Below are 21,208 nucleotides of genomic sequence, written 5' to 3'. Positions count from 1 at the left end.
GTGCTGGGCATCACTGATTTCTGGACGTACGTGTTGGGCACCGCGGCCATCATCTTGCTCCCCGGGCCGAACTCGATCTTCGTGCTGTCGGTCGGCGCGCGCCGTGGTGTGCGCGCCGGCTACGCGGCGGCCGGCGGGGTCTTCCTCGGCGACGCCGTGCTGATGACGCTGTCGGCGGCCGGGGTGGCGTCGCTGCTGCGGGCGTATCCGCCGCTGTTCCTGGTCATCAAGTACGCGGGCGCGGGTTACCTGTTCTGGATCGGCTTCACCATCATCCGCGGCGCGTGGCGGCGTATCCGGGCGGGCCGCGTCGCGCCGCGGGAGGGTGCGCCGGCCGTCCCCGAGAGCGACGGCATGGGCGACATGCGGCATCCGTTCCGGCGGGCGGCCGTGATCAGCCTGCTCAACCCGAAGGCGATCCTGTTCTTCGTGTCGTTCTTCATCCAGTTCGTCGAGCCGGGGTACGCGCACCCGGCAGTGTCGTTCCTGGTGCTCGGCGCGGTGGTGCAGTTCTTCAGCTCGCTCTACCTGACGGCGCTGATCTTCGGAGGGAAGTTCCTGGCGGGCCAGTTCCGCCGGCGTCGCAAACTCGCGGCCGGCGTGACGACTGGGGTGGGCGCCGTGTTTGTGGGGTTCGGCATCAAGCTCGCGACCGCCAGCATCAGCTGACCGCGAGCGCGGCTGGTTGGGGGCGTAGGCCGGCAGATGCGCGCGGGGCGCGGGCTTGGCGTGGGCCGGGCGCTGGGCGCTTGGCGCGGGCTTGGCGCGGGCCGGGAGCTGAGCGCGGGGCGCGGGCTTGGCGCGGGCCGGGCGCTGAGCGCTGGGCGCGGGCTTGGCGTGGGCTGGGCGCGGGACGCGGGCTTGGCGCGGGCCGGGAGCTGAGCGCGGGACGCGGGCTTGGCGCGGGCCGGGAGCTGAGCGCGGGGCGCGGGGCGCGCGGGGCCGCGGGCTTGGCGCGGGCCGGGAGCTGGGCACGGGGCGCGGGGCGCGAGCTTGGTGCGGGGCGCTGGGCGAGAAGGTGGCGCTCCCCGCAGGAAGGGAGCGCCACCGGGATCTGGTTACTCGTCGAAGTCGAAGCTGTCGCCGTCGTCTTCGACGACTTCCTCGGCTACCTCGCCCAGGACGATGCCGCCCAGGACGCCGCCTGCCACTCCTGCGGCCATCGCGCCCATGCCTGGGCCTCGGCGGTAGTGGCCGTGGTGGCCGTAGCCGTGCGGGGCCTGGCCGCCGTGGCCGGCGAAAGCGCCATGGCCGCTGCCGTAACCGGGCGCGCCGTGGCCACCGGAACCTGCGGCGCCGCGTAGGCCCCGGTAACGGCCCGACGCCTCGCTCACCCACGAGCCGACGACCGCGGTCCAATCGGTGGACTCGGCTTCGGTGTGGGCTACACGGAAACGGCCGTACGCGTCGTGGCCGGGCTGCAGGAAGCCGCCTCGCTTGTCGAACTCCAGGACTACCTCCACGCCCGACGGGTCGGCTATGAAGGTCAGCTCCACCTCGTTGATCGCGCCGGACAGGTGGGGGGCCGGGTGGAACTCGATCTCCTGGTAGAACGGGAGCTGCTGGTGGACGCCGTGGATGCCGCCGTGCTCCAGGTCTGCTCTTGCGAAGCGGAAGCCCAGCTGGGCGAAGGCGTCCAGGATTCGCTCCTGGGCCGGCAGGGGGTGGATCGCCACCTGGTCCAGGTCGCCCTTGTCGACCGCCTTGGCCACCGACAGCTCGGTGCGCAAGCCCATCGTCATGCCGGGCAGGCGCCGGCCGTAGACGTCGGTGATCGGGGTTTCCCAGGGCACCGGGAACGAGAACGGCAGGTCCCGCTGCGAGCCCGCGGCCAGCTGGAAGGCGCCCGCGACCGGGACTCGGTGGAACTCGACGTGGCCGTCGCCGTGTTCGTGCTCCACGCGGGTCACCAGGCCCAGGACGACCTGTTCGATGGCCGCGTCGTGGTCGCCGCCGAGTATGCGTACCTGGCCGTCCAAGGTCAGGCCGGGGCGGGTGTTCGGGTTGGCCAGCACGGTGTCGACGGACGGGCCGCCGACGCCGAAGGCTCGCATCATCTTCTTGAAGACCACCGGGTCATTCCTCCTCGAAACAAACGGGGTGGCAAAACAAACGGGGTGGCAAAACAAGCGGGGCGGCAACACAAACGGGGGTGGCAAACCAACAGGGGGCGAAGGGCGAATCAGGCCACGGGTACGGGATCGGTCTCGTCGTCGAAACGGCCCAGCACCTGTTCGAGCAGGTCCTCGAGCGCCACGAAGCCGGCGCCTTCCTCGAGCAAGGCCAGCTGGGAGCGGCCGGCTCGCATGGCCGCGACGGCGTCCACGACGCGGTCCGACGCCGCGAGCTCGAACGGGTCGTCCATCAGCGCGGACGCCGTCACCGAACGGCCCGCGGTCGTCGCCCGGGCCACCTCGCGGATGTGCACCAAGCCGACGATCGTGCCCGCGGGGTCGGTGACGCCGAGGCGGGATCGGCCGCTGGCCAGCGATGCCAGCTCGATCTCGGCCGCCGGCGCCGTCGACGGGACGGTCACCAGGGCGGACAGTGGCAGCGCCACGTCGCCGACGGTCAGCGCGTCCAGGCCGAGCACGCTGGTCAGCAGCTCGGTCTGCTCGGCCTCGAGCAGCCCCTCCTCGCGGGACCGGTCGAGCAGCATCCGCATCTCGGCGGGGCCGTGCGAGACCGCCAACTGGTCCTGCGGGCGCACGCCGAACGGCCGCAACACCGCGTTGGCCAGCGCGTTCAGCAGGCGCAACACCGGGCCGACGATCCGCGCGAAGGCCCGGAACGGCACCGCCAGCAGCGTCGCCGAGCGCTCGGGGTCGGTGATCGCCCACGACTTCGGCATCATCTCGCCGACGACCAGGTGCAGGAACGTGACCACGGCGAGCGCGAACACGAACGCGATCGCGTGGCTCGCGAACGCCGGCAGGCCGACCGCGTGCAGCGCCGGGGTCAGCCAGTGCGCGAGGGCCGGCTCGGCGAGCGCGCCCAGGCCCAGCGAGCACAGCGTGATGCCGAGCTGGGCGCCGGCCAGCATCAGCGGCAGCTCGCGGGTGCCGGCCAGGGCGGCCGAGGCGGCGCGGCTGCCCGAGGCGGCGGCCTGTTCGAGGCGATGACTCTTGCTCGCCACCAGGGCGAACTCGGCCGCCACAAAGAACGCGTTGCCGATCAGGAGAAGAAGGGCCCAGATGGCGTTCATCGGGACGACCCCTGCGGAAGCGACAATCTCACGGTCTGCGGGACATGACGGTCGACGCTCTCCACCCGTACGGCAAGCAGGTTGTCGAGAATGACCGAATCCCCGGCCTCGGCCACCCGGCCGAGCCGCGCCATGACCAGGCCGGACACCGTGTCGTAGTCGTCGGAGACCGGAAGGTCGACGCCGGTCGCGTCGCTGATCTCGTCGAGCCGCCAGCGCGCCGGCACCAGCCAGGAACCGTCGTCCTGACGGACCGGGGCGGGCTCGGGCAGGTCGTCCTCGTCGCGGATCGGGCCGACCAGTTCCTCGGCGATGTCCTCGAGCGTGATGACCCCGGCGAAACCGCCGAACTCGTCCACCACGCAGGCCATCTGACGGCGGCCGGAGCGCAGTCGTTCGAGCACGGCCGGCAGCCGCAGCGACGACGGCACCATGATCGCCTCGCGGAGGAGCGAGGAGACCGGCGTGGTCGTGCGGTCGGCCGGCGGCACGGCGATGACGTCGGAGATCGCGACGATGCCGAGGATCTCGTCGGAGGTCGCGCCGCGGACCGGGAAGCGGGAATGGCCCGTGTCCAGCAGCTCGACCACGGCGGCCGCCGACGTCGAAGCGTCGACGAACTGCACATCGACCCGGGGAATCATGACTTCCGCGGCCGTACGCCCCCGGAAGTCCAGCCCCCGGTCCAGCAGCGCCGAGAGCTCGCCGGAGAGCCGGCCCTCCGCGCGCGAGGCCGAGATGATCTGCTCGAGGTCGGCCGAGGTCGCCCCCTCGGGCAGCTCCTCGACCGGCTCGACGCCGATGCGGCGCAGCAGCCGCGACGCCGACCGGTCGAACAGCCGGATGAGCGGGCCGAACGCGGTCAGGTACAGCAGCGTCGACCGGCTCAGTCCCTTGGCCACCGCCTCGGGCCGGGCGATCGCGAGGTTCTTGGGCGCGAGCTCGCCGAACACCATCTGCACGACGGTCGCCACCAGCAGCGCGAGCGCCACCGAGACGGGCAGGCTCACCGCCTCGGGCACGCCGGCCACCCCGAAGATCGCGGCCAGGCCCCCGCCCAGGAAGGGCTCGGCGACGTAGCCCACGAGCAGGGCGGTCACGGTGATGCCGAGCTGGGCGCCGGACAGCACGAACGAGAGACGCTCGGTGACCCGCAGGGCGCGCGCCGCGGCCTTGTCGCCCCGGGCGGCGTCGGCCCGGAGCCGGCCGCGGTCGGCCGCCACGTAACCGAACTCTTGCGCCACGAAATAGCCGGTCACGGCCGTGACGAGAAGGACCAGCGCCAAACCGACGAGGATCAGCATGGCCGGAGGCGCTCGGACGGGGAGGAACAACGGTAGACACGAAGCCGGGCCGAGCCCGGCTGGGTACTGCCGATCATGGATACAGACGGTAACAACACCGCCTGAGTGGTTGCTGTGAGCTAACTGGGCCGCTCGGAGTAGAACGTGCTCAGGATCATGTTGATCTTGCTGAGGTCGGCCGTCCAGTCGATCTCGCGGGTGGCCCAGCTGAGCGCGTAGCCGCGCCCGTTGCTGGCGAACCAGCGCGTCCTCGCGTGCAGCAGGGCGCCCGATTCGCCCTGATAGCGGTACTCCCAGTCGGCGGCCTTGTTGAGCAGCGGCCGCGGCTCGATGGTGATCTCCTGGTACGCCGGCAGCGCGCCCGCCTTGACCAGGCGGGCCGCCTCGGCCCGGCACGCCTTCACCGGGTCGCCGGCCGGATTGCGCCCGGTGTCCAGGCTCAGCACCCGCTCGCCGGCCGGGTCGCGGAAGCAGTACATCGTGCCGAGCCGGGCGTAGCTCCAGCCGTCGGGGACCGCGATGTGGAAGCCGGATCCGTCCGAGAAGTAGGACCAGCCGGCCATCAGGTTCCACCCGTTGACGCCGTGAGCGGCGCCCTTGAGCGGCAGCGCGGGCGCGGCCGAGGGGGCCGGGCCGGCGCAGACCGCGGGCGAGAAGCCGACGGTGACCAGCGCCGGGGCCGTCGTCCGGGCCGCGGCCGAGGGCTGGGCCACGGTCGGGACGTCGGTGTGCTGGATCAGGTAGCTGGCCACGATCGCGGCGGCGCCGATCACGGCCACCACCGCGAGGCCGAGCGCGACCAGCATCGAGCGGGGACGCGGGCGGTGGCGCGAGGGCGGAACGGGCGCTGCCGGCACGGCCGGCGACACCGGCGCCGACGAGACGCGTTGCGCGGGCACCGTGCGTACCACCACGGGAAGGGAGGCGACCGAGGCCACCGCCCGCGCGGCTCGCCGCGGCGAGGGCACGCCGCCGCCACCCGGCGCCGCGGCCACCACCGTGCGCAGCCGCCGCTCCAGCTCGCTGGCGGTCAGCCGCTCCCCCGGCTCGTGTTTGAGCAGGCCGAGCAGCACCGGGCCGAGCGCGCCGGACTTGCCCGGCGGGTCGGGCGGCTCGGTGGCCAGGGCCATCAGCGTCGCCATCGCGGTCTCGCGCTGGTACGGCGAGCGGCCCTCGACCGCCGCGTAGAGCGTGGCGCCGAGTGACCACATGTCCGATTCCACCGTGGACGCGCCGTCGCGGGCCCGCTCGGGCGAGACGTACTGCGGGGAACCGACGACCAGGCCCGGACCGGTCACCGAGCCGTCGTCGACGAACGTGGCCAGCCCGAAGTCGGTGAGCACCACGCGGCCGTCGTTGCCGATCAGCACGTTGTGCGGCTTGACGTCGCGGTGCAGCACGCCGGCCCGGTGGGCGGCGCTCAGCGCGTCGAGCACGGACAGGCCGATGCGGGCCGCGGCGACCGGCGAGTAGGGCCCGTCCTCGTTGATGACCTGGTGCAGGGACCGGGACGGGACGTACTCCATGACGATCCAGGGCAGGCCGTCGGCGTGCACGACGTCGTAGACCCGGACCACGTGCGGATGGTTGAGCCGGCCCGCGCTGCGCGCCTCGCGCAGGGTGCGGTCGCGCAGGCGTGTCTTCTCGTCGTCGGTCATCCAGTCGGGCGGGACGAACTCCTTGACGGCGACGTCGCGGTCCAGCATCTCGTCGCGCGCGAGCCAGACCCGGCCCATGCCGCCGGAGCCGACCGGCTCGAGCATGCGATACCGACCGGCGATGAGCATGCGTCTGACCGCCATCCCGCCCCCACCCGTCGACTCGATTTCAGGATAAGCAAGCCGCCCCTTGTCACGGAACGGCGATCACCCGGCCACCGCGTAGACCACGAGGTTGTCCTTGTAGGACCGCAGCTTGTGGTCGAACACGCCGCCGCACGTGATGAGGCGCAGCTGCCGGTCGGGCGTAGGACCGTACACCTCCTCGGCCGGGAAGGACTTCTTCGGGTACCACACCGTTCGGGTGACGGTGAACCGCAGCGTCTTGCCGCCGCGGAGCACCTCGATCGTGTCACCGGTCGTGAGCTCGCGCAGCCGGTAGAACACCGCCGCCCCCGCCTTCGAATCGACGTGGCCGGCGATCACCGCGGGACCGATGTCACCCGGCGCGGTCCCGTCGGCGTACCAGCCGGCGCGGTCGAACCGGGCCGGCGGCTGCAACGCGCCCTTGGTGATGTGCAACGTCTCGAGCGAGCTGTCGAGTCCGATCGCCGCCACGCGCACCCGGGTGGGCGCGCCGGCGGCCGCCACCGCCGCACTCGCGAACGGGTCTCCCGGCGGTCGTGCCCCGTTTCCCGCGGCCTCCATGGCGCCGGGCAGCGTCATCTGCGCCGATGCTGCCCATCGCCCGAGGCCGGGATCGGTGCCCGCGACACCAGCGCGCCCGGCGAGCGCGAGGTAAGTGGTTCCGACGACGAACGCGGCGAGGGCGGCGGCGCCGGCGGGCAACGCGGCGCGCCGTCCGAAATGCGAGAGACGAGCTTTTCGCCGTACGGGCGGATCGGCTCTTCGTTCGTCGATCGGAACCGGCGCCCGGATCGCCGGGATCTCCACCACCGACGCCGGTTTTGCGAGTTTGGTCGCCGACGCGTAGTCGACCTTCGCCACCCCGCGCGGAAGCCGGGAAGGGCGGCGGGGCACCGAGAGCGCGCCCGGCACCACCGCCACCCCCACGTAGGTCGGCTCCTCGGCCTCCAGGATCTCGTCAGCCATGGACGGCCTCGCTCAGGCCGCCCGGAGCCGGCGCCGCAGCACCACGACGAGACCGGCGGTGAGCACCGCGGCGACGCCCGCGAACAGCAGCGCCGTCGGCACCGGCGAGGCCGGCTGACTGCCACCGCCACCGGTCGCCACGCCGCCCAGCGGAACCGTGCCCTGCCGTTCGGCGTCCACGTGGAGCTCCGGTTTCAGGCCGCCGCTCCGATCGTCGAGCACGACCAGCGAATAGACGCTGCCCGCGCCCAGCGTGCAGGGCAGCACGCTGGTCTTTCCGCCGCCGGTCGGCACCACCTGCACGCTCCATTTGCCCGGATTGACCTCCCGGTAGTTGGTGGTGGTGGCGAACTCGACGCCGTCGGCGATGGTCTTGCCGTTCTTGCCGGCCACGTCGAGCACCGGCGCCTTGACCGACGCCTGGATGATCCGGACCTTGGACTTGCCCGGGTCGGGGAGCTTCAGGTCGTCCTTGAGCACGCGGAGCCCGAGGTCGGCGAACCGGCCGACGCCGGCCACCGTGTAGGCGTCGCCGTTCTCCACCCCGACCTGGGTGGTGATGACCGGCTTGGTGCTCGCGGGCGCGCCCGCCTTGCGCATCGCGACCTGGTAGGTGCCGGTCGGCAGCCGCAGGTAGGCCGACATGGCGCCGTAGGCGACGCCCTTGAAGGTCTGCGGCTTGACGGCGTTGTCGGAGGAGCGGAGATAGACGTCCACCGCCGGCGTGTCCGGGGAGAGGTGGGCGAGACGGACGTAGCCGTCGCCGGCCGCGCGGGCCGGGGTCGGGAACAGGGTGACGGCCGCCAGGATCGCGGCGACGCTCACGAGGCGCCGGACGTGTGGTGCGCTGCTGAACACGGAGCCTCCTGTCGGGTGGGGGCCTCTAACGTCTAATCCTCGTTCGTTGACCCCACCATGGTCCGGCGTGGCAGTAAATACCGCTGGACGGATGTCCCTTCCGTGCCCGCCTGACCGATAGACCACCGTCGCTCCGCAAATTTTTGTCGTACCCCCGAGAGAAGATGGTCGGGTGCTAGACGTGCTGGAGTCCTTCGGCCTGGCCACCAGGGAGTGGTTCACGGCCGCCTTCGCCGCGCCCACGGCCGCCCAGGCGGGCGCCTGGCGTGCGATCGGCGCCGGGCGAAACGCGCTGGTCGTCGCCCCGACCGGCTCCGGCAAGACGCTCGCCGCGTTCCTCTGGTCGCTCGACCGGCTGGCCCACGAGCCCGCACCCAAGGACCCGAAGCAACGCTGCCGGGTGCTCTACGTGAGCCCGCTCAAGGCCCTCGCGGTCGACGTCGAGCGCAACCTGCGGGCCCCGCTCACCGGCATCCGGCAGGCGTCCGGCCGGCTCGGTGTCCCGCCGCCCGACATCACCGTCGGCATGCGCACCGGCGACACCCCGGCCGACGAGCGGCGGCTGTTCGCCCGCACCCCGCCGGACATCCTGATCACCACCCCCGAGTCGCTCTTCCTGCTGCTCACCTCCGCCGCCCGCGACTCGCTGCGCGGCGTCGAGACGGTGATCCTCGACGAGGTGCACGCGGTCGCCGCCACCAAGCGCGGCGCCCACCTGGCGCTCTCCCTCGAGCGGCTCGACGCGCTGCTCGGCCGGCCCGCCCAGCGCATCGGCCTGTCGGCGACGGTCCGGCCGATCGACGAGACCGCCCGCTTCCTGGGCGGCGCGCACGACGTCGAGATCGTCCAGCCGCCGAGCGCCAAGACCATCGAGGTGACGGTCGAGGTCCCGGTCGAGGACATGACCCGGCTCGACGAGGTTCCCGATGTCGATCCCGACAACCCTGATCAACGGCACACGCCGTCGATCTGGCCGGCGGTCGAGGAGCGGGTGCTCGACCTCATCCAGGAGCACCGGTCGACGATCGTCTTCACCAACTCGCGGCGCGGTGCCGAGCGGCTCTGCGCCCGCATCAACGAGCTGGCCGCCGAGCGGGCCGGCGTCGAGCTCGAGCCCGTCGTCAAGCCGCCGGCCCAGGTGATGGCCCAGGCCGGGCAGACCGGCGGCGCCCCGCCCGTGGTCGCCCGCGCCCACCACGGCAGCGTCTCCCGCGAGGAGCGCAAGCAGATCGAGGAGGCGCTGAAATCGGGCCTCCTCCCGGCCGTGGTCGCGACCTCGAGCCTCGAGCTGGGCATCGACATGGGCGCGGTCGACCTGGTGGTGCAGATCGAGGCGCCGCCGTCGGTCGCGGCCGGGCTCCAGCGCATCGGCCGGGCCGGTCACCAGGTCGGCGCCGTCTCGCGCGGGGTGGTCTTCCCCAAGCACCGCGGCGACCTGGTCTCGTGCGCGGTGGTGGCCGACCGGATGGGCGCCGGGGCGATCGAGGAGCTGCGCTACCCGCGCAACCCGCTCGACGTGCTCGCCCAGCAGATCGTGGCGATGGTGGCGCTCGACGCGTGGCAGGTCGACGAGCTGGCCGCGCTCGTGCGCCGGGCCGCGCCGTTCGCCGAGCTGCCCGAGTCGGCCCTGCACGCGGTGCTCGACATGCTCGCCGGCCGCTACCCGTCGACCGCGTTCGCCGAGCTGCGCCCGCGCCTGGTGTGGGACCGCGGCACCGACGTGCTGACCGGCCGCCCGGGCGCCCAGCGGCTGGCGGTGACCAGCGGCGGCACCATCCCCGACCGCGGCATGTTCGGCGTGTTCCTGGCCGGCGCCGAGCGGGCGGCCCGGGTCGGCGAGCTCGACGAGGAGATGGTGTACGAGTCGCGGGTCGGCGACGTCTTCCTGCTGGGCTCGACGAGCTGGCGCATCGAGGACATCACGCCCGACCGGGTGCTGGTCACGCCCGCGCCCGGCGCCCCGGCCCGCATGCCGTTCTGGAAGGGCGACGCGCTGGGCCGGCCGATCGAGCTCGGCCGGGCGATCGGGAAGCAGCTACGCACCTTGGTCCGGGCCGGGGACTCCGCCGCGGTCAGTCTTCGCGAGGCCGGCCTCGATGAGTGGGCGGCCAGCAACCTGGTGGCCTATCTCCGGGAGCAACAGGAGGCGACCCGCAATCTCCCCGACGACCGGACGATCCTGGTCGAGCGCTTCCGCGACGAGCTGGGCGACTGGCGGATGACCGTGCACTGCGTGCTCGGCGCCCGGGTCAACGCGCCCTGGTCGCTGGCGATCGCCCGCCGCCTGTCCGAGCGGTACGGCGTGGACGGCCAGGTCATGCCCTCCGACGACGGCATCGTGGTGCGGCTGCCCGACACGGCCGAGGAGCCGCCCGGCGCCGACCTGGTGGCGTTCGACGCCGAGGAGATCGCCCAGATCGTCGAGGAGTCGGTCGGCACGTCGGCGCTGTTCGCGTCCCGTTTCCGCGAGTGCGCGGCCCGCTCGCTGCTGCTGCCCCGCCGCGACCCGCGCCGCCGGCAGCCGCTCTGGCAGCAGCGGCAGCGCTCGGCCCAGCTGCTCGACGTGGCCCGCGAGTTCGCCGACTTCCCGGTCACGCTCGAGGCGGCCCGCGAGTGCCTGCAGGACGTGTTCGACGTGCCCGGCCTGGTCGGGCTGATGCGCGAGGTGGCCGGGCGCAAGGTGCGGCTGGTCGAGGTGGAGACGCCGCGGCCGTCGCCGTTCGCCCGCTCGCTGCTGTTCGGCTACGTGGGCGCGTTCCTCTACGAGGGCGACGCGCCGCTGGCCGAGCGGCGGGCCGCGGCCCTCGCGCTCGACTCGACGCTGCTGGGCGAGCTGCTCGGCCGGGTCGACCTGCGCGAGCTGCTCGACCCCGAGGTGGTCGGCGAGACCGAGTCGCAGCTCCAGTGGCTGAGCAGCCGCCGCCAGCCGCGCGACGCCGAGGACGCGGCCGAGGTGCTGCGCCTGCTCGGCGACCTGTCGGCCGACGAGCTGGCGATGCGGGGCATCGACTCCGCGTGGACGGCCGAGCTCGAGGCGACGCGCCGGGCCATCCGGGTGCGGGTGGCCGGCGAGGAGCGGTGGATCGGCATCGACGACGCCGGGCGCTACCGCGACGCGCTCGGGGTCGCGCTGCCGGTCGGCCTCCCCGAGGCCTATCTCGAGCCGGTGGCCGACCCGCTGGGCGATCTGGTCGCCCGCTATGCGCGTACGCATGGTCCGTTCGCCGCCGCGACCTGTGCCGCCCGGTTCGGCCTCGGCGTGTTCGTGGTCGAGCAGGCGCTCAAGCGGCTCGGCGCGACCGGACGGGTCACGTCCGGCGAGTTCTCCCCGGGCGGCGCCGGTACCGAGTGGTGCGACGCCGAAGTGCTGCGCATGCTGCGCCGCCGCTCGCTGGCCGCGTTGCGCCGCGAGATCGAGCCGGTGCCGCCCCGGGTGCTGGCCGCGTTCCTGCCGCGCTGGCATCAGATCGGCGGAAACGCGCGCGGGGTCGACGGGCTGGCCGCCGCGATCGAGCAGTTGCAGGGCATCGCCGTGCCGGCCTCGGCCTGGGAGCGGCTGGTGCTGCCGGCCCGCATCCCGGACTACGCACCGCCGCTGCTCGACGAGCTGTCCGCGGGTGGGGACGTGCTGTGGGCGGGGTCGGGCTCGATCGGGTCGAACGACGGCTGGATCACGCTGGCCTGGGCCGACAGCGCGCCACTGCTGTTGCCGCCGCCCGACGACGAGCTCGCCCTCACGCCACTGCATCAGCGGGTGCTCGACGCGCTCGGCGATGGGCAGGCGCTGTTCTTCCGCTCGCTCTCCGACCGCATCGGCGCCACGAACGACACCGAGCTGTCGGCCGCGGTGTGGGACCTGGTGTGGGCCGGCCAGCTGACCAACGACACGCTGGCCCCGCTGCGGGCCCTGCTCGGCGGGAGCGGGGCGCACAAGGCAAAGGCGGCCCCGGCGCGTACGCGTTACCGCCGCCCCGGCCGGCCGTCCATGCCGGCGCGCGGTGGTCCGCCGAACATGGCGGGCCGCTGGTCCCGGCTGCCCGAGCGTGATCTCGACCCGACCCGGCGCGCGGCGGCGCTGGCCGACCTGCTGCTGGAGCGGCACGGCGTGGTGACCCGCGGCGCGGTGATGGCCGAGGGGGTGACGGGCGGGTTCGCGGCGGTCTACCCGGTGCTGGGTGCGCTCGAGGAGCGCGGCGCGGCCCGGCGGGGGTACTTCGTCGAGGGGCTGGGGGCGGCGCAGTTCGCGGTGCCGGGCGCGGTCGACCGGTTGCGGGCGCTGGCCGACCCGGACGAGCTGTCCCGCCGGGCGACGCAGGCGCAGGTGCTGGCGGCCACCGACCCGGCCAATCCGTACGGCGCGGCGCTGCCGTGGCCGGAGCGGGTGGTCGACAGCGGCGACGGCGAGACGCGGGCGGGCCATCGGCCGGGGCGCAAGGCGGGCGCGCTGGTCATCCAGGTGGCCGGCGACCTGGTGCTGTACGTGGAACGCGGCGGCCGGACGCTGCTCTCGTTCACCGACGACGCGGAGACGCTGATCGCGGCCGGGCGGGCGCTGGCGGAGTCGGTGCGGTCGGGGGCGCTGGGGCCGATGTCGGTTGAGCGGGCCGACGGGGAGTCGGTGCACGCGTCGCCCTTGCGGGAGGCGCTAACGTCGGCGGGGTTCCGCGCCACGCCGCGGGGGTTGCGCTTGCGCGGCTGACCGGTGTTCGCGCGCAACGCGAACGCGGACAACCCTGCCCCGGCCGCCCGCCGGCCGCACGCTCACCCGGGTGGGCGTCCATCGTCGCGACGGCCGAGGCTGACCGGCTACCGCCGACCTGTCAGCGCGGGCACGGCATCCGCTACGGCGCCCGCCCGCGCCGGCGGTCTAGGCGTCCGGCTTCGGCTGGCACCGCGGGCACCAGTAGGTGACGCGCTCGTCCTGCTCGGCCTTCCGGATGGCGGTTCCGCATCGGCGGCACGGTTGCGCCCGCCGCCCGTACACGTAGCTGGTCTCGCCCCGCCGCAGCGAGCCGGTGGTGGTCTGGGTCCAGCGGCCCTTGTTCGAGGCCACCAGCTTCTGCGCGAGCGTGACCGTTCCCTCGAGGTCCTTGATCTCGGCGACCGGCGTCCACGGCCACAGTCCACGAAGGAACATCGTCTCGGCCTTGTAGAGGTTGCCGACGCCGGCCAGGTTGCGCTGGTCGAGCAGCGCCTCCGCGATCGTCGCCGCCGGCTTGGCCTCGATGCGCCGCACGGCCTCGGCCGGGTCCCAGTCGGCGCCGAGCAGATCGGGCCCGAGGTGCCCGACCAGCGTCTCCTCGTCGGCCGTGGGGATCAGCGCCACCTCGTGCAGGTGATAGCCGACCGCCACCGCCTTCGCGGTCTTCAGAACCACGCGAATCAGGTGCGCCGGGCGGCCGGTCCATCTTTCCCCCGGCCCGTACGCCCGCCAGGCCCCGTCCATCCGCAGGTGCGAGTGCAGGGTGAGCGGGTCGTCGCCGTCCCGGGTGAGACGGGTGAGCAGATGCTTGCCGCGACTGGCCGACTCGCGCACGGTCCAGCCGCTCAGGTCGGCGGTGGCGAGCCGGGGCACCCGGAAGTCGCTGCCGGTCAGGACGTCCCCGACCAGGGCGCGCTCGATCACCCGGGCCGTGTTCCAGACCGTATCTCCCTCGGGCATGCACCCATCATTACCCGTCCAGCAGCGCGATCATCGACGCCCGGTCGAACGCTTTCTCGTCGGGGCCCAGGTGGCTCACCGCGGCCAGGGCGGCGTCGAGGGCCGCGGTGCCGATCGGGTCGGCGGGCTCGAAGTTCAGGCCACGCCGGGCGGCGTCGCGCCGCACGCCCGCCGCGAGCGTGACGCCGTCCTCGTCGCGCCCCAGCGCGAGCAGCGCGAGCGCCCCGGTGAGCAACGCGGTCAGGACGTTGCCGACATCGTCCTCGGCCGCGAAGTCGCGGACCGCCGGCCGGAGCACGCGGATCGCGGCGACCGGGTCGGCCGCGGTGCCGGCTTCCGTGCCGGCCGAGCCCCGCAACAGGATCCGGGCCAGGAAGAGGCGGCACATCGCGGCGGTCCACGTCTGCCCGATCTCGGTGGCCATCTCGATCGCCGAGGTCAGCAGCCGGCGGCCGCCGGCCAGGTCGCCGGAGCCGGCCAGCGCCCAGCCCAGCGACATCGCCCCGGCCGCGATCAGCCGGGGTTCGCCGAGGCGCCGGCCCATCTCCATCGAGCCCCGGCCGTGGACGATCGCCTCCTCGTGGTCGCCCAGCGCGGTGTGCAGCAGCGCCTCGTAGTAGTACGCCTGGCCGCGCAGCATCAGGCCGTCGTGGTCGGACGTCCCGGCCAGCGCCGCCGTGCCCCGGCGCAGCGCCTCCCAGGCGGGCATCGCCTCGCCGGTCAGGAAGCGCAGCGTGGCGACGCCCAGCCAGGCGCGGGCCCGATCGTCGGCGGGCGCGCCGGTGCCGGCCTCGAGCGCGGCGGTGAGCAGGCGCAGGCCGTCGACGATGTGGCCGCCGCGGTACCAGAACCAGTCGAGCAGGCCCGCCGTGCGTACCGCGGCCGCGGGATCGACGACCAGGTCATGTGCGATGCCGGCGCGCAGGTTCGCCCGCTCGCGGTTGAGCACCCGGATGGCGTGCGTCGAGCGCTCCCCGGCCAGCTCCGGCGCCATCCGCTCGACCAGATCGCGCACCCAGGCGGCGTGCGCGGCGCGGCTCGCGGCGGGCGACGGGTCGCGGTTCCGGCAGTACGCCCGGACGATCTCCAGCATGCGGTAGCGGCTCGGCGTCACGGTCGTGTCGGCGACCACCACCGAGCGGGCCACCAGCGACGACAGGGCGGCCAGATCGCCGTCGGCGGCCGCCAGCGTGAAGCCGCCCTCGAACGGCCACAGCCGCAGCAGCAGCGCGCGGTCGGTCGCGGAGAGCAGGTCGACGCTCCAGGCGATCGCCGCCTCCAGCGTCTCGTGCGGGGCCAGCGCACCGCGCGGCACCGGGCCGAGGGCCGGGAACCGGTCGTCGAGCATCTCCAGCAGCTCGCCCAGGCCGAGCACCCGGCAGCGGGCCGCGGCCAGCTCCAGGGCCAGCGGGATGCCGTCGAGCGCGGTCGCCAGCCGGGCCAGCTGGGCCGACTCCGCCGGGTCGGGACGCCAGCCGGGCCGGATCGCGGCGATCCGGTCGGTGAGCAGGGCGATCGCGTCGGCCGCCGGCAGCGGGGCGACCGGCAGCAGGGTCTCGCCGTCGATGCCGAGCGGCTCCCGGCTGGTGGCCAGCGCCCGCAGCGACGGGCAGGCGGCGAGCAGGGTCAGCACCAGGGCCGCGACCGCGTCGACGAGGTGCTCGCAGTTGTCCAGCACGAGCAGACCGGGACGGTCGCCGAGGGCGGCGGCCAGGGCCTCGGCGGTCGAGGCGCGCACCCCCGCGGCCTCGGCGACGGCGGGGACGACCAGGGCCGGGTCGCCGACGTCGGCGAGGCGGACGAACCAGGGGCGGAGCTCGGCGGCGAACTCGACGGCCAGCCGGGTCTTGCCCGCGCCACCGGGGCCGACCAGCGTCACCAGACGGCTCGCGGGCGCCAGGGAGGCGAGCAGGGCCAGCTCGTCGCGGCGGCCGAGGAAGTGCGACAGGGGACGATTGACGGAAGCGGGGACCGGCAGGTCGGGCGGCGGGAACAGCAGGGCCGGGTCCTGGGCCAGCAGGCGCGCCTCCAGCTCCTGCAACGCCGGGCCGGGGTCGATGCCGAGGTCGTCGGCGAGGCGGGTCCGCACCCGGCGCACGGCGGCCAGCGCGTCGGCCTGGCGGCCACTGCGGTAGAGGGCGACGATCAGCAGTTCCCAGCGGCGCTCCCGGTACGGCTCCTCGCGTACGGCCGACTCGAGCGCACCCACCGCTCCCGGCGCATCCCCGACCGCCAGCAGCGCCGCCAGGCGCTCCTCGACCGCGACCGCGCGCAGCTCGGCCAGTCCGGCCCGCGCCGCCGCCACCGACGGCACGTCCGCGAGATCGGCGTAGGCGTCCCCGCGCCACAGCCCCAGCGCCGCGTCGAACGCGCGCAACGCCGCCGCCGGGGACGACGCCAGCAGCTGCCGGCCGCGCGCGACACCGGCCGTGAACAGGGCCGCGTCGGTCTCCGCGAGCAGCCGGTACCCGTCGCCCGACCGTTCGAGGGACTCCCGGGCGGGGCCGAGGGAACGGCGCAGACGGGAGGCGTACGTCTGAAGGGAGATGGAGAAACTCGCCGGGGGTGACCCCTCCCAGATCGTCTCGGCGAGGGACGCCTCGCTGACCGGATGGCCGCCGGCCGCCAGCAACGCGGTCACCAACCGGCGCGGCAGCCGACCGCCGAGGTCGACCGCGTGACCGCCGGCCTCCACCTCGGTCGGCCCCAGGACCCTGCCGATCATCACCGGCCGAGCATAAGAGTGCAGGCGGCTTGCAGGCAGTCTGCAAGCGGACGGGGTGACCGTGTTCGCATGACGACGACAATCGAACGAACCGACACCTGGGACATGGTGCTCGTGCACCGCGCCTTCCGCCGCGACTTCCGCATGCTGCCGGCGCTGGTGCGCGCGGTGCCGGACGGGGACACCGCGCGCGCCGAGATCGTCGGATTCCACCTGGAGAAGATGGGCGACGCGCTGCACCACCACCACACCGCCGAGGACGAGATGCTGTGGCCGCTGCTGCTGGAACGGGCCACCCTGCACACCGAGCTGATCAACCGGATGGAGGCGCAGCACGAGCGCGTCCACGAGCCGCTCGAGCGGATCGCCGAGCTCAACCCGCGGTGGCGGGCGCGGGCGCGGGTGGCCGACCGGGACGAGCTCGCCGACACCATCGCGCGGGCCTCGGTGGCGCTCGACGAGCACCTCGCCGACGAGGAGCAGGAGATCCTGCCGGTCGTCGCCACCCACATCACCCAGGCCGAGTGGAACGCGCTCGGCGAGCGCGGCCGGGCGTCGCTGCCGAAGGGCAAGCTGGCGCTGGTCTTCCTCGGCTCGATCTTCGAGGAGGCGACGCCGGCCGAGAAGGCGCGCTTCATGGCCGAGCTGCCGCCGCCGGCCCGGCTGATCTGGCGCCTGTTCGGCGACCGGACGTACGGCTCGTACCGCGACCGCCTACGTCACGGCTGATTTCGCTCCGTCAGCCGGATCTGGTCGCCGGGACGCACCGACAGCACGACCACGGCCCGGCCGTTGTTGACGGCGATCGCCACGTGGCCGGCCGAGTCCTCGTAGACGAGCAGCTCGCCGGGGCCGACCTCGGCGAACGTGGCGCCGCGCCGGGCCCGGACGTTGCCGTTGACCACGAGGTCGGGGCCGAGACCGGCGAGCGCGTCGCCGCCGGCCGCCAGCTGCACGTTGCCGAACCGGTCGACCGTGATCACCTCGGCCTCGATCCAGCCGTCGCCGACGGTCACGACCGGGTCGGGCAGGCGCACCAGCGTGGCCGGGTCGATCTCGGGGCCGGCGTCGGCGGCCGCGGCGCCGAGCGCGAGGTGGGCGGCGGCCGGGGCGAAGACGTCGCGGCCGTGGAACGTGCGGGACACGTCGCCGAGCAGCCAGTCCTTGTTGGACAGCTCGTAGGCAGCGTCGATGCCGCCGAGCGCCTCGGCCGCCCAGATCAGCGCGCCGTTGTCGGGGCCGACGAGCAGGCCGCCGGGGGTCGTGACGACCAGCCCGCGGCGGGAGGTGCCGACGCCGGGATCGACCACCACCACGTGCACCGAGGCCGGGAGGTAGGGCGCGGTCTGGGCCAGCACGGCGGCGCCGCGCGTCACATCGGCCGGCGGCACGTGGTGGGTCACGTCGAGGACCCGTACGCCCGGGGCGATGCGCGCGATCGTCCCGTGGCACGCGGCGACGAAACCGTCGAACGTCCCGTAGTCGGTAGTGAGGCTGATGAATGCATACCCGGCCATGGTGGCCAACGTTACTGCCCCGACACGCTTGGTGTGTGGCGGGGGCGACAGGGCGCGCCGACGAAGATCTGGCAGGTTGGGGTCATGCGTCTTGTGATCTTCACCGAGCCCCAGCAGGGTGCCACCCACGACGACCTCGCCAAGGTCGCGCTGACCGCCGAGGCCAGCGGCTACGACGGCTTCTTCCGCTCCGACCACTACGTCGCGATGGGCGGTTCGGGCGAGCCGGGGCCGACCGACGCCTGGGTCACGCTCGGCGCGCTGGCCGTGCAGACGTCCACGATCCGGCTCGGCACACTGGTGACGTCGGCCACCTTCCGGCTGCCCGGGCCGCTGGCGATCACGGTCGCGCAGGTCGACCGGATGAGCGGCGGGCGGGTCGAGTTCGGGCTCGGCGGCGGCTGGTTCGAGCGCGAGCACACCGCGTACGGGATCCCGTTCCCGACCGTGGGCGAGCGCTTCGACCGCTTCGAGGAGCAGCTCGAGATCATCACCGGGCTGTGGTCGACGCCGGCCGGCCGGTCGTTCGACTTCCCGGGCAAGCACTACCAGCTGATCGACTCGCCGGCCCTGCCCAAGCCCGTGCAGTCGCCGCACCCGCCGGTGATCATCGGCGGCCACGGCAAGAAGCGCACGCCCTCGCTCGCGGCCCGCTTCGCCGACGAGTTCAACGTGCCGTTCTCCAAGATCGAGGACATCGCGCCCCTGTACGAGCGGGTCCGTGCCGCCTCGACCGAGATCGGCCGGGAGACGCCGCCCGCGTTCTCGGCGGCCGCCGTGCTCTGCGTCGGGCGCGACGACGCCGAGGTGCGGCGCCGGGCCGCGGCGATCGGCCGCGACGTCGAGGAGATGCGGGAGAACGGCGGCGTGGTGGGCACGCCGGGCGAGGCGGTCGAGATCATCAAGTCGTACGGCGAGGCCGGCGCCACCCGCCTGTTCCTCCAGGCCCTGGATCTGTCCGATCTGGACCACGTGGAGCTGGTGGCGTCGGCGGTCGCCCCTCAGCTGTAGAAGGTCCGCCCCTCAGCCGGCGAAGGTCCGTTCCGCCCACGCCCGGTACGTCCCGGGCCGCCGGCCGAGAACCCGTTCGGCGTCGGCGGTGACGATCGCGTTGCCGCCGGCCCGGACGAGCTCGGCGCCGGCCAGGGCCACGTCCGCGATCTCGGCCGGGAACATCTCCCGCGACGGCGGCACGTCGACCGTGGTGGCGGTCGTGCCGAGGACGGCGGCGAGCTGGGCGACCTGCTCGGGGACGGTCAGCAGCTCGGGGCCGGTCAGCGTGTAGGTCGCGCCCTCGTGCCCGGCCCGGGTCAGCGCCTCGGCGGCGACCGCGGCCACGTCGGCGGGGTCGATCACGCCCTGGCGGCCGTCGCCGAAGACGTTCGGGACCGGGGTGCCGGCCCGGATGCCCGCGGCCCAGCCCAGCGTGTTCGAGGCGAACGTCGTGGGCCGCAGGATCGTCCAGGCGACGCCGCTGTCCCGTACCGCCTGCTCGCCCGGCTGATGCCACCCGCCCAACCCGTCCGTGGGCTCGTCCGGCGTACCGATGGCGGAAAGCTTGACCACCCGCTCGGCCCCCGCCTCGACCGCCCGCCGCAGATACGCCCGCTCGATGTCCGGCGCCGCCGGGGAAGCCGGCGCGAGCAGGAAGACCGCGCGCGCCTTGCCGATCTCGGTGGTCACGGTCAGCCCGGACCGCGGCTCGATCCGCGCCGGGTCCCGGGTCAGCGCCGTCACCTCCTCGCCCGACGCGAGAAGCTGCTCGACCAGTGCGGACCCGATGGTGCCGGTGGCACCCGTCACGAGAATCATGCCGCCGAGCCTGGCGTCGCCGACCGGCCCGCGTCTTGGAGGTTTCGGCACTGCGTTCCCGCCGCCGCGCGGGCTAGCGTTCGAGCGTGGACGTGTTTGTGCAGAGGCCCGAAGTGGCGACGGTTCTCGCGTTCCGGACGACGCCCGAGCGGCGCAGCGACCTCATCGTCGTGGGGCCGCGCACCCGGGGCAGCTACAACCCGGCCAAGGCGCTGCCGGTCTGCGTCCGGGTGCGGCTGCGGCCCGGCGAGGCGCACGCGGTGCTCGGCGTGCCGGTGTCGGAGCTGGCCGACCGCGCGGTGCCGATCGAGGACCTCTGGGGCGCGCCCGGCCGCCGGTTGACCGCGTCGCTGGCCGCGGCCGGCGCCGACACGGCCCAGGTGGCCGCGCGTCTCACCGCGGCCCGCCTCTCTGCCGACTTCGTGCCGCCGCACGGCCCCGCCCTCATCGAGGCGGCCATGCGCGAGATGACCCGGGCCGGCGCCCGACTGTCCGATGTGGCCGGCCGGCTCGGGGTGAGCGAGCGCCACCTTCGCAACCTCTTCGCCCGCGACGTGGGCCTGTCGCCGAAGCACTTCGCCCGGATCAGCCGGGTGCGCACGGTGCTCGACCTGGCCGGCCGGAAGCCGTGGACCGAGGTCGCCTCGCGGGCCGGGTTCTTCGACCAGGCCCACATGATCGGCGACTTCCGCTCGATGATGGGCGTGTCGCCGGGCGCGTTCCTGGCCGGCCGCCTTCCGGCGATCACGCCATGCTCCTTCACCTCGACGCGGGCCGAGCCGGGTCGGTCGCTACCAGACGTCGCCGTCGCGCCAGTCGCAGGTCAGCGGCTCGGTTAGGTGCAGCTCGGCGCCGCCCGCGACGACCCGCACCAGCGTGCTGTCGTCGTCGTCCTCGGTGCGGCGCGGGCCGTCCGGCGCCAGCACGTGGGTCGGGCCCTGCCACGGCAGCCAGCCGCGGTGCAGGTAGAGACCACGGCCGGCATCGGAGGCGGAGAGGGCGCCCAGCGCGTACGCGCCATCGATGATTTTCTCCGCCCCGGCCATGACCGTCGCCGCGAAGCCCTGCCCGCGCCACCCCGGATGGACCGCGACCCCCTCGACGTAGCCGCCGCGCCAGGAAAGGCCGCCGTGCAGAAAGCGCCGCTGCACGACCGCCGCGTGCGCGATCGGCTCGCCCTGCTCGGTCACCACCACGTGCAGGCCGCCGAGCGTGTGATCCCAGTCGTGGTCGTCGAAGTTCCCGAGGAACGCCCGATCGAGCAGCGCGCGGATCGCCACCCGCTCGCCCGGCGTCAGATCGGAGGTCGGAACGGTCCGCACGTGTGGCACGCGCCCAATCTACTGGCCGCCCG

The 21,208-nt window shown here is 74.0% G+C and carries 16 protein-coding genes; 5 read left to right on the top strand and 11 right to left on the bottom strand.

Annotated features, from left to right (window positions below; genetic code table 11):
- Window positions 1–669, top strand: a complete 669-nt coding sequence (gene leuE, locus ACZ6TB_RS16015) for a leucine efflux protein LeuE (RefSeq protein WP_465554930.1) — start codon at window positions 1–3, stop codon at window positions 667–669.
- A 389-nt stretch (window positions 670–1,058) separates the two neighbouring features.
- Here the strand turns inward: leuE and ACZ6TB_RS16010 are convergent, their stop codons facing one another.
- From ACZ6TB_RS16010 to ACZ6TB_RS15985, 6 genes are all read right to left on the bottom strand, one after another.
- Window positions 1,059–2,072, bottom strand: coding sequence for a sporulation protein (locus ACZ6TB_RS16010; RefSeq protein WP_465554928.1), 1,014 nt, complete (start codon window positions 2,070–2,072; stop codon window positions 1,059–1,061).
- Between the two features lie 110 nt (window positions 2,073–2,182).
- Window positions 2,183–3,205, bottom strand: coding sequence for a hemolysin family protein (locus tag ACZ6TB_RS16005; RefSeq protein WP_465554927.1), 1,023 nt, complete (start codon window positions 3,203–3,205; stop codon window positions 2,183–2,185).
- Entirely contained in the window at window positions 3,202–4,509 is a 1,308-nt protein-coding gene (locus ACZ6TB_RS16000) for a hemolysin family protein (protein ID WP_465554925.1), read from the bottom strand. The genes ACZ6TB_RS16005 and ACZ6TB_RS16000 overlap by 4 nt, the downstream gene beginning before the upstream one ends.
- Before the next feature lie 119 nt (window positions 4,510–4,628).
- A complete protein-coding gene (locus tag ACZ6TB_RS15995) occupies window positions 4,629–6,296 on the bottom strand; it encodes a serine/threonine-protein kinase (RefSeq protein WP_465554923.1) in 1,668 nt (555 codons plus the stop codon).
- Between the two features lie 78 nt (window positions 6,297–6,374).
- Window positions 6,375–7,280, bottom strand: coding sequence for a sortase domain-containing protein (locus ACZ6TB_RS15990; RefSeq protein ID WP_465554921.1), 906 nt, complete (start codon window positions 7,278–7,280; stop codon window positions 6,375–6,377).
- 12 nt (window positions 7,281–7,292) lie between these two features.
- Entirely contained in the window at window positions 7,293–8,138 is an 846-nt protein-coding gene (locus tag ACZ6TB_RS15985; RefSeq protein WP_465554919.1) for a DUF4397 domain-containing protein, read from the bottom strand.
- A gap of 172 nt (window positions 8,139–8,310) precedes the next feature.
- Here ACZ6TB_RS15985 and ACZ6TB_RS15980 point away from each other — a divergent pair, with 172 nt between their 5' ends.
- Window positions 8,311–12,837, top strand: a complete 4,527-nt coding sequence (locus ACZ6TB_RS15980) for an ATP-dependent helicase (protein WP_465554917.1) — start codon at window positions 8,311–8,313, stop codon at window positions 12,835–12,837.
- 168 nt (window positions 12,838–13,005) lie between these two features.
- On the opposite strand, the gene ACZ6TB_RS15975 is transcribed toward ACZ6TB_RS15980, so the two are convergent.
- On the bottom strand, window positions 13,006–13,800 hold the full coding sequence (locus ACZ6TB_RS15975) for a zinc finger domain-containing protein (protein WP_465554915.1): 795 nt from the start codon (window positions 13,798–13,800) through the stop codon (window positions 13,006–13,008).
- A gap of 10 nt (window positions 13,801–13,810) precedes the next feature.
- On the bottom strand, window positions 13,811–16,525 hold the full coding sequence (locus ACZ6TB_RS15970) for a BTAD domain-containing putative transcriptional regulator (RefSeq protein ID WP_465555561.1): 2,715 nt from the start codon (window positions 16,523–16,525) through the stop codon (window positions 13,811–13,813).
- Between the two features lie 69 nt (window positions 16,526–16,594).
- Between ACZ6TB_RS15970 and ACZ6TB_RS15965 the strand changes: the two genes are divergently transcribed.
- Complete coding sequence (locus ACZ6TB_RS15965) at window positions 16,595–17,254, top strand: hemerythrin domain-containing protein (RefSeq protein ID WP_465554913.1); 660 nt, start codon at window positions 16,595–16,597, stop codon at window positions 17,252–17,254.
- Here ACZ6TB_RS15965 and ACZ6TB_RS15960 read toward each other — a convergent pair.
- Window positions 17,245–18,042, bottom strand: a complete 798-nt coding sequence (locus tag ACZ6TB_RS15960) for an SAM hydrolase/SAM-dependent halogenase family protein (RefSeq protein ID WP_465554911.1) — start codon at window positions 18,040–18,042, stop codon at window positions 17,245–17,247. The two genes, ACZ6TB_RS15965 and ACZ6TB_RS15960, sit on opposite strands and share 10 nt — an antisense overlap.
- Before the next feature lie 84 nt (window positions 18,043–18,126).
- Between ACZ6TB_RS15960 and ACZ6TB_RS15955 the strand changes: the two genes are divergently transcribed.
- Window positions 18,127–19,053, top strand: a complete 927-nt coding sequence (locus tag ACZ6TB_RS15955) for an LLM class F420-dependent oxidoreductase (protein ID WP_465554909.1) — start codon at window positions 18,127–18,129, stop codon at window positions 19,051–19,053.
- Between the two features lie 12 nt (window positions 19,054–19,065).
- Here ACZ6TB_RS15955 and ACZ6TB_RS15950 read toward each other — a convergent pair whose 3' ends face one another.
- Window positions 19,066–19,854 carry an NAD(P)H-binding protein gene (locus ACZ6TB_RS15950; protein ID WP_465554907.1) on the bottom strand — a complete coding sequence of 263 codons (789 nt, stop codon included), beginning with the start codon at window positions 19,852–19,854 and terminating at the stop codon, window positions 19,066–19,068.
- A gap of 86 nt (window positions 19,855–19,940) precedes the next feature.
- On the opposite strand from ACZ6TB_RS15950, the gene ACZ6TB_RS15945 reads away from it, so the two are divergent.
- Entirely contained in the window at window positions 19,941–20,693 is a 753-nt protein-coding gene (locus tag ACZ6TB_RS15945) for a helix-turn-helix domain-containing protein (protein ID WP_465554905.1), read from the top strand.
- On the opposite strand, the gene ACZ6TB_RS15940 is transcribed toward ACZ6TB_RS15945, so the two are convergent.
- Window positions 20,646–21,194 carry a GNAT family N-acetyltransferase gene (locus tag ACZ6TB_RS15940; RefSeq protein ID WP_465555560.1) on the bottom strand — a complete coding sequence of 183 codons (549 nt, stop codon included), beginning with the start codon at window positions 21,192–21,194 and terminating at the stop codon, window positions 20,646–20,648. The genes ACZ6TB_RS15945 and ACZ6TB_RS15940 overlap by 48 nt on opposite strands.
- Between the last annotated feature and the right edge of the window lie 14 nt (window positions 21,195–21,208).

Source organism: Actinoplanes sp. NPDC051537 (assembly GCF_055586105.1).
This window is presented reverse-complemented; position numbering and strand designations above follow the sequence as displayed.